Origin of the sequence: Streptomyces sp. NPDC042638 (assembly GCF_040647235.1) — a bacterium.
Taxonomy (GTDB): domain Bacteria; phylum Actinomycetota; class Actinomycetes; order Streptomycetales; family Streptomycetaceae; genus Streptomyces; species Streptomyces rameus.
Window position 1 is genome coordinate 70,213 of sequence record NZ_JBEZBT010000008.1, and the last position, 13,274, is coordinate 83,486.

Genomic DNA, 13,274 nt, shown 5'->3' on the forward strand with positions numbered 1-13,274 from the left:
CTCAGGAGGGGTCCGGGGCGGGCGTCGCGCCGGTGCCGCTCCTGTCGAGCTGGTCGGCGAAGGCCCGCAGGGCGTCGGCCAGTTCCTTCTTGGTCGGCAGCTGATCGACCTTCTTGTCGAGTTCGGTGATGCGCCGGTCGAGTTCGGCCAGCTCGTCGGAGGAGGTGGGCGTCGGGCTCGGCTCGGCACCGCCGGTGCCGCCGCCGTCGCTCGCGCCGACGCTTCCGCCTCCGCCGATGGTGGTGGTGTCACCGCCGGTCACGCCCGTGGAGTCCCCGTCCGGCGGGACGGAGCTCGTGACGCCGTGCCGGGAGCCGGAGGCGTCGCCCGAGGTCGCCGCGAGGGCCACGCCGACGCTCAGGCCGACGAGGGCCACGGCGCCCACGACGGCGGTGGTGACCCGGCGCAGCGGCAGCGGGCGGTTCTTGATGGATGGATCGCGAGGAGTCTGTTCTTCCTGTGCTTTCTGTGTGTCATCCATGGAGGTGAAGCTAGCCCGCCGTGATCACCGGACGCGAGACTTCCGCGCGACTCTTCCCCGCCGAGGGTCGGTGGTGGAATGCTCACCGCCAACGCATTCCTGAACCGTATTCATATCCGTGGATTAAAGGGGCGGGTGGACATGAGCAACGCGCACCTCACCAGACGGACCCTGCTCGCGACCGCGACCGCGGTGGCCCTGGGCGCCGCGACCGGCACCGCCCGGGCGGCCCAGCCGCCCTCGCCTCCCCGGGCACCCGCCCTCTGGGGCGAGTTCACCCGCACCCCGTTCACCCACCCGCAGATCCCGTACATCGGCCGGGCGGGCTGCCGGGGCGGAGCCACCCGCTTCCCCCGCCCCCGGACCGTCGCCGACGTCACCGCGTACGGCGCCGTACCCGACGGCACCACGGACTGCGCCCCCGCGATCAACCGTGCCATCGCCGCCGCCGGAAGGGCCGGCGGTGGCACGGTCACCATCCCGCCCGGCACGTACCGGATCGACGACGTCATCCGCATCGGTGACTCGAACGTCGTCCTGCGCGGTGCCGGCAGCGGCCGTACGACGCTGTACGCGACCAAGAACCTCACCGAGCTGATCGGCGTCTACGGCTCCCGTTACGGCGGAGACAAGTCCTCCTGGTCCTGGGCCGGCGGACTGCTCTGGCTGGCACCGAGGGCCCGCTGGGACTCGCTGGTCGCCGCCATCCGGTCGCGCGCCTGGCCCTTCGAGGGCTGGACCGGCAACCGGCGGGACGAGTGGACCACCCTGACGACCGTGGCACCGGCCAGGCAGGGCTCATGGACGGTCACGGTCGCCGACGCCACCGCGTTGCGCCCGGGCCGGCTCGTCCTCCTCCGCCTCGCCGACGACGCCGACCACACCCTCCTCCAGCACATGGCGGGCGGCGGTCCCGGCCCGGCGTCGTACGTCTGGGACGACAAGACGAAACTGACGTCCTACGTCCCCTACGAGTGGCCCGTCCGCATCACCCGCGTCCACGGCGACCGCGTCACCCTCGAACGCCCCCTCCCTCTGGACGTCCGCCCGGAGTGGGACCCCCGGCTGACCACGCACGCCGGGGAGTTGGCGGGGTCGGGTGTCGAGGGCCTGACCCTGGAGGCGGTCGAGACCCCGCAGTCGCCCCACCTCCTCGACAAGGGCTACAACGGCGTCGTCCTCCAGTGCGCCTACGACTGCTGGGTGGACGACGTCACGGTCCGCCACGTCGACAACGGCTTCGGTCTGGTCGCCGCGTCCGCCTGCACCCTGCGCCGCACCCGGGTCGCCGGCCGCGGCTCGCACCACCCGTACTTCTGCCGCGAGGGCTCCCACGACAACCTGATCGAGGACTTCACCATCGAGGAGCGCACGGTCCCCGCGCCCGCGGACACCCAGCTGCACGGCATCAACGTCGAGGGGCTGTCCTCCTACAACGTCTGGTCACGCGGCGACATGCGGATGGGCACCTTCGACAGCCACCGGGGCCTGCCCTTCGCCGACGTCCGCACCGACATCACCGTGAACAACGACGGCCGGCACGGCGGGGACGCCAGCGCCGGACCGCTCTTCGGCGCCCGCTTCACCCACTGGAACATCCGGGTCACCAACGGCCGGGCGGGCCTGATGAGGATCGACGGCCTGGCCCCTTACTCGGCGACGGTGGGGCTGAACGAGGTCCGGGAGTTCGGCCAGACCGACGTCCCCGACTTCACCGGCGACCTGCACTCCCGCCTGGAGCTGTACGGCACCACGGACGCCGTACGCCCGCGCAACCTCCACGAGGCTCAGCGGGCCCTGTTCCGGTAGCGCCCCGGGGTGACCCCGACCAGCTTCTTGAAGTGCCGGGTGAGATGGGCCTGGTCGTAGAACCCGGTCAGCGACGCCACCCCGCCCGGCGGCACCCCGTCCAGGAGCAGCCGCCGGGCGCGGCCGACCCGACGTGACATGAGGTACTGGTGCGGGGCGATGCCGTACGCAGCGCTGAACGCCCGCACCAGATGGGCGGGGTGGGCGTGCAGCAGGGCGGCGGCCTCCTCCAGCGCCACCCCCTCGACGACCCGCGCGTCCAGCAACTCCCGCAGTTCCCGGGCGATCACCGGGTCCCGCGGCCGGTGCGGCGGGTCGGTGCGGTGCCGCAGATGTCCGCACAGCCGCTCCGCTACCAGGGTCAGCCTGCTCTCCGCCTCCAGCTCGTCACCGGGCCTGGCCAGGGCGGCGTGCAGCCGGCCGACGCGCAGCCGGAGCACGGGGTCACGCAGGTCGGGCGAGTCCACGGCCGGCCCGATCAGCTCGTCGCCGAGCCGGCTGCCGTCCAGGTAGACGACCCGTTTCCGGAAGCCGCCCGGGGTGGCCGGCGAGCCGTTGTGCGGCACGTGCGGCGGCAGCAGCGACACGGTGTCGTGCGGGGTGCCGTGCTCGTGCCGGTCCAGGTCGTACCGTACGGCCCCGTCGTCCACGATGAGCAGCGTCCAGGCGTCGTGGACGTGCATCGGATAGGCGTACTCGGTGAAGCGCGCGTGGAAGACCTCGGTGACGCCCGGGACGGAGGGACGCCACGCGGTGACTTCCTGCCCGGTGGCCATGCAAAGAACGTACAAGACGCCGCCGCGCGCCGACCGGCAGTCTCAGCCCATGAACGAGTCCACGACCGAGTCCACGACCGAGTCCACGACCGAGTCCACGAACGAGCCCCGGAACGGGCCCATGAGCACGGAGCCCGTCCGCTTCGAGACGAAGATCGCCGTACTGCTGCGCGCGGACCTGGAGCCCTGGCAGCGGCTGAACGTCACCGCCTTCCTGGTCAGCGGCCTGGGCACCACGCTCCCCGAGGTGATCGGGGAGCGGTACGAGGACGCGGACGGCGTGCCCTACCAGCCGATGTTCCGGCAGCCGGTGCTGGTCTTCGAGGGCACGAAGGAGATCCTGAAGGCGGCCCACGGCAGGGCACTGAGCCGTGCCCTGCCGTGTGCGGTGTTCACCGCGGACCTGTTCGCCACGGGCAACGACCGCGACAACCGCGCGGCGGTCCGGGCCGTACCCACGGCCGACCTGGACCTGGTGGGGCTGGCGGTGTACGGCCCCCGGAACGGCGTGGACAAGGTGCTGAAGGGCGCCCGGATGCACCCGTGACTCCGGTGCACCCGTGACTCCGGTGCACCTGTGAGCGCCGCTGTCCTCTCTCAGCCGAACATGCCGGGCACGTAGTCTCCGGCGGGCTGCCGGACGACGACGTTCGCGCGGTTGTAGGCGTTGATCAGGGCGATGATGCCCACCAGGGCGGCGAGCTGCTCCTCGTCGTAGTGCTTGGCGGCGTTCGCCCACGCCTCGTCCGTGACCCCGCCGGCCGCGTCGGCGATGCGGGTGCCCTGCTCGGCCAGCTCCAGAGCGGCCCGCTCGGCGTCGGTGAACACGGTGGCCTCGCGCCACACCGCGATCAGGTTCAGCCGCGTGGCGGTCTCGCCGGCCGCGACGGCGTCCTTGGTGTGCATGTCGGTGCAGAAGCCGCAGCCGTTGATCTGGCTGGCACGGATCTTCACCAGCTCCTGGGTGGCGGCCGACAGCGCGGAGTCCGTGATCACCTTGCCCGCGGCGTTGAGGTGCTTGAAGATCCTGCCGAGGACGGGGCTGGTGTGGAGGTTGAGCCGAGCATCCATGACCTGCTCCTGTGTGGTCGCGACGGTTTACACCTCACTGACGGACGGGACCGGAGGGGTGTGACACGGGCTGGAGTGAGCTGGGTCACTGTTCGACACGGTGGCGCTGCCGACCGCGCCTGACCGCCTAGGCGGTACGGACCTCGGCCCCCGCGTCCGCAGGCAGCGGCACCGGAGCCGGGTGCTCCCGGGGCAGGCGGCGCATGAGGACGCCGTAGCCGACGCCGGCCGCCGAGCCGACCACCGCGCACATGCCCCACAGCCACTCCGCGCCGAGGCGGTCGATGACCGTGCCCGACATCAGCGGGGCGACCAGGGCGGCGACGGACCAGGACAGGGTGTACATGCCCTGGTAGCGTCCGCGGCCGTGCACGGGGGAGAGGCGGACGACGAGACCGGTCTGGGTGGGGGCGTTGACGATCTCGGCGAGGGTCCACACGCACACGGTCAGCATGAAGACACCGACCGACCCGGCGAACGCGGTCAGCCCGAAGCCGTACCCGGCCAGGAGCGAGGAGGCGACCAGCAGCGTGCGCGGGTCGCGGTGTTCGAGGAAACGGGTGACGGGGATCTGCAGCGCGACGATCAGGACGCCGTTGACGGCGATGGCCAGGCCGTAGTCGGCGGGGGAGAACCCGGCCCGCCCCATGGCCACCGGCAGCCCGACCGAGCCCTGCTGGAAGACCAGGGCGACCAGGAAGGACAGCCCGACGACGGCCATGTACCGCCTGTCCCGCAGCACCGTGCCCAGCCGGACCGCGGCCTCCGCCTCCGCCTGCCTGGCCGTGGCCGTGGGCCGGGACTCCGGCAGCTTGGCGAAGACGACGACCGCGCAGACCAGGGTCATCCCGGCCTCGATCAGGAACCCGGCCAGATAGCTGAACTCGGCGATGAACCCGGCGGCCATGGAAGAGACGGCGAAGCCCAGGTTGATGGCCCAGTAGTTGAGGGAGAAGGCGCGCACCCGGTCCTCGGGGCGGACGATGTCGGCCATCATGGCCTGCACGGCCGGCCGGGAGGCGTTGGAGGCCATGCCGACGACGAAGGCGACGGCCGCGATGGCGGCCGGGGTGGTCATGAAGCCCAGCAGGGCGACGGAGGCCGCGGTGGCGGTCTGGGCGATGAGCAGGGTGGGCCGCCTGCCGAGCCGGTCGGCCATCACGCCGGCGCCCAGCGAGGAGACGACCCCGCCGAGCCCGTGCAGCGAGGCGACGAGCCCGGCGTACGAGGCGGAGTAACCGCGGTCGAGGGTGAGGTACAGGGCCATGAACGTGGCCACGAAGGCGCCCAGCCGGTTGACGAGGGTGCTGGTCCACAGCCACCAGAACTCCCGGGGGAGTCCGGAGACGGACTCCCGGACGGCACGTCTCACACGGGCTGGTGACATCGACGATCCCCCACGTCTGTAAGCGGCTCAAGCGGCAGCCACAACTTACAAACGGGGGGTTCCGGGTCGCCAGTCAATTAGCAGGTCGCGTCAATCGACGCGCCGCGCCTCTTCCAGTCCCACCGGCCGCGCCTGCCGCCTGGGCCGCCCCACGCGGCGGGCGGCCGGGCGGCGCCGGGACACCTCGCGCGGCTCGGCCGGAACCGCGGCGGCCCGCGGTACCTGCTCGAAGCGGCTCGGGAACGGGAACCTCCGCTCCAGGAAGGCGTGGATGGCCGCCTGGGCCGGTGCCCGGTCCTTCGGATCGGTGTCCACGTCGTTGAGGCAGAAGAAGTCCACGTCCTCGCCGGCCGCGAGCCGCGCCAGCCGCCGCCGCATGTCGGGCGTGCCCAGCTGCACGTACCGGAAGCTGTAGTCGGCCGGCACGGCACGGCCCGTCGCGATCGCCCAGTGGTGGTGCAGCGTGGACGCGGGAGCGACGTCGGCGGTGGACCGGAAGCGGGAGTACGACGTCCGCTCCAGCTCCTCGATGCCGAGGCTCTCCATCTCCCGCATGACCGACAGCAGTTGCGGATGCGGGGTGTGCAGCGACTTGTGCGTGATGTACCTGCCGTGGAAGCGGCGGATCACCTCGCGGGTGTTCTTCCCGGCGGAGTTCGGCGCGGGCTCCAGCGGGTGCGGGGCGCCGACCCCCAGCTTGAGCGGGGACAGCGGGATGCGGGCTATGCCGCTGCCGTGGAAGAACTGCTCGGCCCCTACCGGGCGGTTGATGAAGACGTCGTCGTTGAAGTAGAGGTAGTGCTCCGACAGGCCCGGTATGTGGTGCAGCCGGCTCTCGATCGCGTGCGAGTTGAAGACGGGCAGCGCGTCCGCCGGGAGGATGTCCCGGTGGTCGATCACGGTCAGGCCCGCCGCGTCCGGGTCCAGCCAGTCCGGAGTCTGGGAGTCGGTCACCAGGTAGACGTGCCGGACGAATCCGGCGTACATCTCCAGCGACCGCAGCGCGTACTTCAGCTCGTCGTGGCTGGTGTAGCGGGAGGCGCCGGTCTCGCGCGGGGCGATGACGTTGTCGGACGCCGCCTGGTGGGCACGGCGCTTGGCGGCCAGCACCGGGTCGTCCCCGTCGACCCAGGTGTACACCGCGTCGACGGGGAAGCGCACCTGGTCGATGCCGTGCTCGGCGAACGCCGCGAACGTCGGCACACCGCGCGCCGGCCCCGGGACCGCAGCCGGCCGCTGCTCCGCCGGCGCGAGGGGCGGCTGCCCGCCCGCCGTGACCGGCCGCTGCCGCGACGGGGCGGACGGCTGCGACCCGGGCACCGCGTCGGCGCGCTGCCCGGCGACCGCACCGGCCGCCCGCTGCCCGGCGACCGCACCGGCCGCCCGCTGACCAGGCAACACCGTGGCCGGCTGCCCCGCCACCGGAGTCTGCTGATCCGCACCCACGGCGGGTTCCTCCGCCACCACGGCGGGTTGCTCCGCCACCACGGCGGGTTGCTCCGCCACCACGGCGGGCTGCCAGGCCGTTGCCGGGAGCACCTCGGAGACGGCGTTGCGGCGCGGAGCGACCAGCGCCGGGCCGAAGTCGTCCTGGAGCCGGGTGCCGGGCACGGTGAGGTACGCGGGATCCGCGCCCAGGTCCCGGCCGTACCGCCAGAACTCGACGTCACAGCCCGTGTCCAGGCCGCCGAGCACCTGCCCGGCGGGCCCCAGCCGCACCACACCGGTCCGCAGGACCGGCGCCCCGCGCAGCGCCCGCGGCAGCTTCCCGTCGGCCCACAGCACGGCCCGTGTCACGGCGCCGTCGGCGCCCACCGCGCCGACGTACCCGGCGCTACGTGCCAAGTCCTGCCGGGCCCGGGCGAGGACCGCCCCCCGGTACGACTCCTCCACCCCGACCACCGGCCGCGGCACCCCGGGCCCCTGCTCGGGGGGGACCAGGAAGTACGGGACGCCGGCCGCCTCCAGCACGGCGCACATCTGCTCCAGGTCGGCGGCGGCGGCGTCCGCGGCGGTGTACCCGGTCACCGTACGGCCGTACAGCCGCACCGGGCCGTGGCCGACGCGGCGCAGCCCCGGGACCGCGGCGCGCAGCCGGCGGCGGGCCGGGGCCACGCGCAGCGCCCAGAACCGGGCCGACAGCCACAGCCGCAGGCCCACCAGGAGGCCCCGGGCGACCCGCAGGCCGGGCGGCGCCACCGCGAGCCTGTGGCGGATGTCGATGGCCATGACCGGTCCCGTCAGCTCTGCGTCTCGGCGGAACCAGAGGCCGGCTCCTGCTTCTCGAAGGGGCTCGGGAAGGGGAAGTAGTTCTCGAGGAACTCGTGCATCCGGACGCTGACCTGCTCCCGCTCCTCCGGCGGCACGTCGACGTCGTTGAGGCAGAAGAAGTCGAAACGGCGGTTGCGGCGCAGGTCGGCCAGGCGCCGCTCGGCGTCCGGCCGGCTGATGTTCACGTAGCGGAAGCTGAACTTGCCGGGCACGCCGCGGCCGGTCATCAGCGCGTACTGGTACAGCAGCGGGGCCGTCATGGCGATGTCCTGCGGCGAGCGGAACCGGGACGCGGTGGTGCGGCGGACGTCCTCCGCGAACAGCTCCTCCAGCGCCTGGAGCGCCCCGCGCTGCTGCGGCAGCGGGGTGTGCATGAAGTTGTTCGTCGTCATCCGGCCGAACTTCTCCAGCAGCAGCTGCCGGACGTTCTTGCTGGCGGAGTTGGTCGCGGTCTCCTCGGCGTGCGGCTTGCCGATGCCGATCTTGAGCGGGGACACCGGGATCTTCATCAGACCGCTGCCGAAGAAGAAGTGCTCCGGGGTGACCCGGCGGCCGACGAACACGTCGTCGTTGAAGTACAGGTAGTGCTCGGACAGGCCCGGTATGTGGTGCAGCCGGGTCTCGATCGCGTGCGAGTTGAAGACCGGCAGCACGTCCGCCGGGAAGATGTCGCGGTGGTCGACGACCGTGATCCCCGGGGCGCTGTCGTCGAGCCAGTGCGGCTTCTGGCCGTCGGTCACGATGTAGATGTGCCGCACGAAGTCGGCGTACATCGCGAGCGAGCGCAGCGAGTACTTCAGCTCGTCGTGGCTGGTGTAGCGGGAGGCGTTGGTCTCCTTGTCCAGGATCTCGGCGATGCCGTTCTCCTGGTAGCGGGCCCGCTTGGCCCGCATCGCCGGCTCCTCGCCGTCGACCCAGGTGTAGACGATGTCGACGGGGAAGGTGACCTGGTTCACGGTCGGCAGGGTGAGCGGGACGAAGCTCGGCACCTCGCGGTCGCCGACGCGCACGGTGGCGGGCTTCTGCTCGCTCGCCGGCAGGACGTCCGTCACGCCGTTGTTACGGGGCGTGATGAGCGACTCCGCGAAGACGTCCTCCGAGGCCTGCGGCTGCACCTTGGCCAGCCGCCGGGGCCCGTCGGGGCCGGCGAGGAGCTGTGCTCCGTCCTCCCAGAACTCGATGTCGCAGGCCAGCTCCGGACCGGCGAGCAGCTGGCCGGCGGGCCCGAGGAGGTTCTCGCCGACGCGCAGCACCGGGGCCGTGCGCAGCTGGACCGGCAGTACGCCGTCGAGGAACAGCGCCGGGTGCTTGAGCTGGCCGCCGGGCAGGGGGCGGCCGATGAACACGGCCGTACCGGCGTTCCGGGCCTCCAGGGCGGCGAGGAGACGCTCACGGTCGACGATGTTCACGCCGACCGTGTAGCGGGTACGGGAGGGCGGGACCAGGAAGTAGGCGATGCCCTCCTGCTCCAGCGCGGCGACCACGAGGTCCAGGTTGGACGCGGCCGCCTCGGCCGCGGTGAACCGGTCCACGACACGGCCGTAGAACTGCTGGCCGCGCACCGCCACCGGACGCAGCACCGGGTCCGTGACCGCCGCCTTGCGGCGTCGCCGCATGGTACGCAGCTGCCACACTCGCTCGGCGGCCTTCCGCTCGACTCGCGGTCGCATCCGCCGCGCAAAGGAACGCACGGTCACGTTCTGTGCCCCTCTTCCTGCTGCCTGAACCTTCTGGCGATTACCAGACAGATCAATGTTCTGAAAGGTTGTACATGAGTTAACCCGATTTTTGGGAGAGCCCGACCAGCCAACAGGGCTTATGCGGCCCGGTGTGTCAGGGCCCACACGCGTGGCGCGGCTCTCGGGGCCCTTGGGTAGGCTCAAGGCCATGGCCGACGCACCGTACAAGCTGATCCTCCTCCGCCACGGCGAGAGCGAGTGGAACGCGAAGAACCTGTTCACCGGCTGGGTGGACGTGAACCTGAACGAGAAGGGCGAGAAGGAGGCAGTCCGCGGCGGCGAGCTCCTGAAGGACGCCGACCTCCTGCCCGACGTGGTGCACACGTCCCTCCAGAAGCGCGCGATCCGCACGGCCCAGCTGGCCCTGGAGGCCGCTGACCGCCACTGGATCCCGGTCCACCGCTCCTGGCGTCTGAACGAGCGCCACTACGGTGCTCTGCAGGGCAAGGACAAGGCGGCGACGCTCGCGGAGTTCGGCGAGGAGCAGTTCATGCTCTGGCGCCGCTCGTACGACACCCCGCCCCCGCCGCTCCCGGACGACTCCGAGTTCTCCCAGGCCCACGACGCGCGCTACGCGACGATCCCGCCGGAGCTGCGCCCGAACACGGAGTGCCTCAAGGACGTCGTCGTCCGCATGCTCCCGTACTGGTACGACGGCATCGTCCCCGACCTGCTGGCCGGCCGCACGGTCCTGGTCGCCGCGCACGGCAACAGCCTGCGCGCCCTGGTCAAGCACCTCGACGGCATCTCCGACGCCGACATCGCGGGCCTGAACATCCCGACGGGCATCCCGCTCTACTACGAGCTGGACGCCGACTTCAAGCCGCTCAACCCCGGCGGCACGTACCTCGACCCGGAGGCGGCGGCGGCCGCGATCGAGGCGGTCAAGAACCAGGGCAAGAAGAAGTAAACCTCACTGATCAAGCCCCCTACCTTCGGTTTCTCCGCGAGTAGGGGGCTTGTTGCTGTCTCTGGGCCGTCTCTGGGCCGTCAGGTGCTGGAGGGGACCCGACCGGGCCGTGTCGAAGACGGCGGCGACCGCCTTGCGGGTGCGCTCCTGGCTCGACGGCATGAGGTGCGCGTAGACGCGGAGGGTCAGGCCGGGGTCCGAGTGGCCGAGGTACTGGCGTGAGGTGGTCACGCCGACCGGGGATGCGTGCGGGTGCGGGTCAGTCGGTCACCGGTCGGGGCCGCACGACCGGGCTCGGCGTCTCGACGGGCGGCCGCACGGGTGCGTCGGGCCGGAAGGGCTTGAGCGCGGGCAGCTCGGGGTCGAGGTGGGCCGATTGCGCACACAGCTTCAAGCCCCGCCGCGCAGTGTCGGGTCCCGGCTGATGCTTGACGTTCTGGTCCCAGGTGACGCTTGACGGTGGGCCTATGGGTTGTCCCATCTCCGGCTACCCTCCGGCCATGGAGCAGGAGCAGGACTACCCCCTTGTCCGCGACGTCTTCCCGGAGCTCGTCACGGAGCTGATCACTCTCCTGGAGAACGAAGGAGAACGCGAGCTGGCCATCTGCGCCTGGGACCTTCGCCTGGTAGACGAGTGCCCCTGCGGCGATGACTTCTGCCAGAGCTTCCAGACCGCAGCTCATCCGCAGGGACAGCCATACGGCGCCGGCCACCGGTGCGTGCCGCTCCTGCCCTTGCGAGGCATGCTGTGCCTGGACGTCGTTGATGGCCGGATCATGTACGTCGAAGTGCTCGATCGGCCACCCATGCACCGTCGCAGTGAGCGGTCCTGAGGTCGGTCTCGCAATCGACAACTCCACCAGCGCCAATCCCGGCCTCCCCACACACGCCGCAACGACGCGCGCAGAAAAACCGATCACGGCCACTGTCAACCATCAGCTGGGACCGAAGTGTCAAGCATCTACGGGGACCGGACCTCGTCAAGCCGGATCTGGCACCGCAGACCATCGAGCACGCACCATCAGTTGAGTTCGAACCTGAAGAGGGGGCAGCCGCTAGCGTGCCGCCCGACATGGAGGTGTTCGCTGCTCCCTTCGAAGATGGTGCCGTCCTGCTCCGGCATCGGACCAGTGGCCGTCATCAAGTCAGTCCAGGGGCGGTACAGCATCACGGCTCAGGTCCAGGTCGTCTTGCCCGATGGCCGTGCCTTCGGCGTCACGGACCTGCTGGCAGCCCTGTGGGAGTACGCTGGGCGGTCCGCTCGGGTTCCGTCCTATTCAGCCCTGTGCACTGGACGACCTCGCCAAGGTGCAGAGGCTCCTCAGCCATAGCGTGGCCAAGGAATGGTGGGACATGGAAGAGGGATGCCTGACCGCGCAGTGGCGGGCTGCCTCCGCCGGCTGAGGCCGCGTTCATGTAATCCGCGGCTGGGCCGTCTCTGGGCCGTCCGAGGGCGCTCAACAGTGGCCAAGGACGTCCAACGACGACCACCACGCTTACGTGCCCACCGCCTCTGAGCAGCGAAGACGCAGGTCGCCAAGGTCCCCGGCAAGACCCAAGCTGGGCGATCATGCCTCCCACCTGTGCCTACGGCGCGGATGGGAGGCATTTTCGTGCCCTGGAACACGAGCCGGGTCACGAACCGGGTGCAGCCTGTCGTCACCGTTCCGTCACAAGTGGTCGCCGCACGGAACCCTGCCGCTGCCCCGCCCTGTCTGCACCCACGTACCACGACCACACGTACCGCGGGGCAACGAACGACGACCGGAACCCGCGGACGAGACGACTCAGGGGGACCACAGCATGCGTCACAGCAACGGCATTCGCAGGGCGGCTCTGGCGACGACGGCGGTCACGGCCGTCGCGGCGGCGGTGACCGGCATCCTGCCCGGCACCGCCATGGCGGAGAGCACCACCACCTCCACCCCGCCGCCCGCCTGCCCGGCCTCCGCCCTCCAGGTCAGCGCCTGGCAGGCCGTCCACCGGCCCGTCGGGACCGGGACCGGGGCGGCGGTCGTGCAGTTCACCAACGCCTCCCGGAGGACGTGCGTCCTGAAGGGCCATCCGACCGTCGCGGGCGCCGGCAACGGCTCCCCCTCCCACAACACCCCGCTCAAGGTCACCCCCACCGGCAGGGCGGCCACCGTGACGGTCCGGCCGCACGGCAAGGCGTGGGTGAAGCTGACCTTCGTCCAGGTCCAGGGGGAGGGCGACGGCTACTGCGTGTCGGGCAAGGCCCCGGTGACGTATCCGACGATGGTCGTCGGGCTGCCGCACTCCGGGAAGCACCAGGTCGCCCTGAACGACGGGGTGTGGGCCGAGTGCGACAACAAGGTGACCGTCACCCCGGTCACGGCGGTCAAGCCTTCCTGACCCCCCGTCCCCGCAAATCGAGCAGCCTGCATGACGATCGCAAGGCTCTGACGACCCCCTGCCTGCGTTACTGCGCCGGCAGGGGGCTTTTCTCCGTCCCTGCGGCATCTGCCGCGCGCGAACTCGGCGTCCGTCGACCCCGGCCCGAGCTCACAGAGATTCGCCGATCAAGGAATGTGCGTGGAAGAGCCTGACGTCGTCTGGGTCCTGGAGGGGTACGGCAAGGCGGATGACGTCCTGCGTGCCGAGCACCCCATCAGCCGGGAGCAGATCCGCCGGTTGCGGGATGTGATCGCGCCGGACGCCGACGACCCCTGGATGCTCCGTTGCTACCCCGTGCCCTTCGACCGGTGGCCGGCGGTGGACGCGATCCTGCGGTGCGGGCCGCCCCGTCCCGACCTCGACTACCTGACGGGTGCCCACACGGCGGGGTGAGAGGTACGGCGGCCGCCGGGAC

Annotated in this window: 12 protein-coding genes and 2 pseudogenes; 6 read left to right on the forward strand and 8 right to left on the reverse strand. The window is 71.3% G+C overall.

What is annotated here, in order from left to right; all coding sequences use genetic code 11:
• Position 1 precedes the first annotated feature (1 nt).
• Complete coding sequence (locus AB0B40_RS09640) at positions 2–481, reverse strand: hypothetical protein (RefSeq protein WP_345058711.1); 480 nt, start codon at positions 479–481, stop codon at positions 2–4.
• Positions 482–622: 141 nt separating this feature from the next.
• Here AB0B40_RS09640 and AB0B40_RS09645 point away from each other — a divergent pair, with 141 nt between their 5' ends.
• Positions 623–2,290 carry a glycosyl hydrolase family 28-related protein gene (locus AB0B40_RS09645; protein ID WP_345058709.1) on the forward strand — a complete coding sequence of 556 codons (1,668 nt, stop codon included), beginning with the start codon at positions 623–625 and terminating at the stop codon, positions 2,288–2,290.
• On the opposite strand, the gene AB0B40_RS09650 is transcribed toward AB0B40_RS09645, so the two are convergent.
• Positions 2,269–3,066, reverse strand: coding sequence for an AraC family transcriptional regulator (locus AB0B40_RS09650; protein ID WP_345058707.1), 798 nt, complete (start codon positions 3,064–3,066; stop codon positions 2,269–2,271). The genes AB0B40_RS09645 and AB0B40_RS09650 overlap by 22 nt on opposite strands.
• 121 nt (positions 3,067–3,187) lie before the next feature.
• Here AB0B40_RS09650 and AB0B40_RS09655 point away from each other — a divergent pair, with 121 nt between their 5' ends.
• Positions 3,188–3,613 carry a DUF2000 domain-containing protein gene (locus AB0B40_RS09655; protein WP_362263672.1) on the forward strand — a complete coding sequence of 142 codons (426 nt, stop codon included), beginning with the start codon at positions 3,188–3,190 and terminating at the stop codon, positions 3,611–3,613.
• 50 nt (positions 3,614–3,663) lie between these two features.
• On the opposite strand, the gene AB0B40_RS09660 is transcribed toward AB0B40_RS09655, so the two are convergent.
• The 4 genes from AB0B40_RS09660 to AB0B40_RS09675 all read right to left on the reverse strand — a co-directional run bounded on the left by AB0B40_RS09660 (position 3,664) and on the right by AB0B40_RS09675 (position 9,411).
• Complete coding sequence (locus tag AB0B40_RS09660) at positions 3,664–4,137, reverse strand: carboxymuconolactone decarboxylase family protein (RefSeq protein WP_362263638.1); 474 nt, start codon at positions 4,135–4,137, stop codon at positions 3,664–3,666.
• Positions 4,138–4,264: 127 nt separating this feature from the next.
• Positions 4,265–5,524 (reverse strand): MFS transporter, encoded by a 1,260-nt coding sequence (locus tag AB0B40_RS09665; protein WP_362263639.1) that lies wholly within the window; start codon positions 5,522–5,524, stop codon positions 4,265–4,267.
• 90 nt (positions 5,525–5,614) lie between these two features.
• Complete coding sequence (locus tag AB0B40_RS09670; protein ID WP_362263640.1) at positions 5,615–7,753, reverse strand: stealth conserved region 3 domain-containing protein; 2,139 nt, start codon at positions 7,751–7,753, stop codon at positions 5,615–5,617.
• Positions 7,754–7,764: 11 nt separating this feature from the next.
• On the reverse strand, positions 7,765–9,411 hold the full coding sequence (locus AB0B40_RS09675; protein WP_362263641.1) for a stealth family protein: 1,647 nt from the start codon (positions 9,409–9,411) through the stop codon (positions 7,765–7,767).
• Positions 9,412–9,682: 271 nt separating this feature from the next.
• Here AB0B40_RS09675 and AB0B40_RS09680 point away from each other — a divergent pair, with 271 nt between their 5' ends.
• Positions 9,683–10,444 (forward strand): phosphoglyceromutase, encoded by a 762-nt coding sequence (locus tag AB0B40_RS09680; RefSeq protein ID WP_345051453.1) that lies wholly within the window; start codon positions 9,683–9,685, stop codon positions 10,442–10,444.
• Between the two features lie 3 nt (positions 10,445–10,447).
• On the opposite strand, the pseudogene AB0B40_RS09685 reads toward AB0B40_RS09680, so the two are convergent.
• Positions 10,448–10,660: pseudogene (locus AB0B40_RS09685) on the reverse strand (hypothetical protein); the annotation flags it as partial.
• 43 nt (positions 10,661–10,703) lie between these two features.
• A pseudogene (locus tag AB0B40_RS09690) lies at positions 10,704–10,832 on the reverse strand (conjugal transfer protein TraS); the annotation flags it as partial.
• Positions 10,833–10,944: 112 nt separating this feature from the next.
• Here AB0B40_RS09690 and AB0B40_RS09695 point away from each other — a divergent pair.
• The 3 genes from AB0B40_RS09695 to AB0B40_RS09705 all read left to right on the forward strand — a co-directional run bounded on the left by AB0B40_RS09695 (position 10,945) and on the right by AB0B40_RS09705 (position 13,252).
• The gene (locus AB0B40_RS09695; RefSeq protein ID WP_345051451.1) at positions 10,945–11,277 is read left to right on the forward strand and encodes a hypothetical protein; all 333 of its coding nucleotides are present in this window, start codon (positions 10,945–10,947) and stop codon (positions 11,275–11,277) included.
• Positions 11,278–12,247: 970 nt separating this feature from the next.
• Positions 12,248–12,817 (forward strand): DUF4232 domain-containing protein, encoded by a 570-nt coding sequence (locus AB0B40_RS09700; RefSeq protein WP_345051448.1) that lies wholly within the window; start codon positions 12,248–12,250, stop codon positions 12,815–12,817.
• Between the two features lie 180 nt (positions 12,818–12,997).
• Positions 12,998–13,252 (forward strand): hypothetical protein, encoded by a 255-nt coding sequence (locus tag AB0B40_RS09705; protein ID WP_345051446.1) that lies wholly within the window; start codon positions 12,998–13,000, stop codon positions 13,250–13,252.
• The last annotated feature ends 22 nt before the right edge of the window (positions 13,253–13,274 follow it).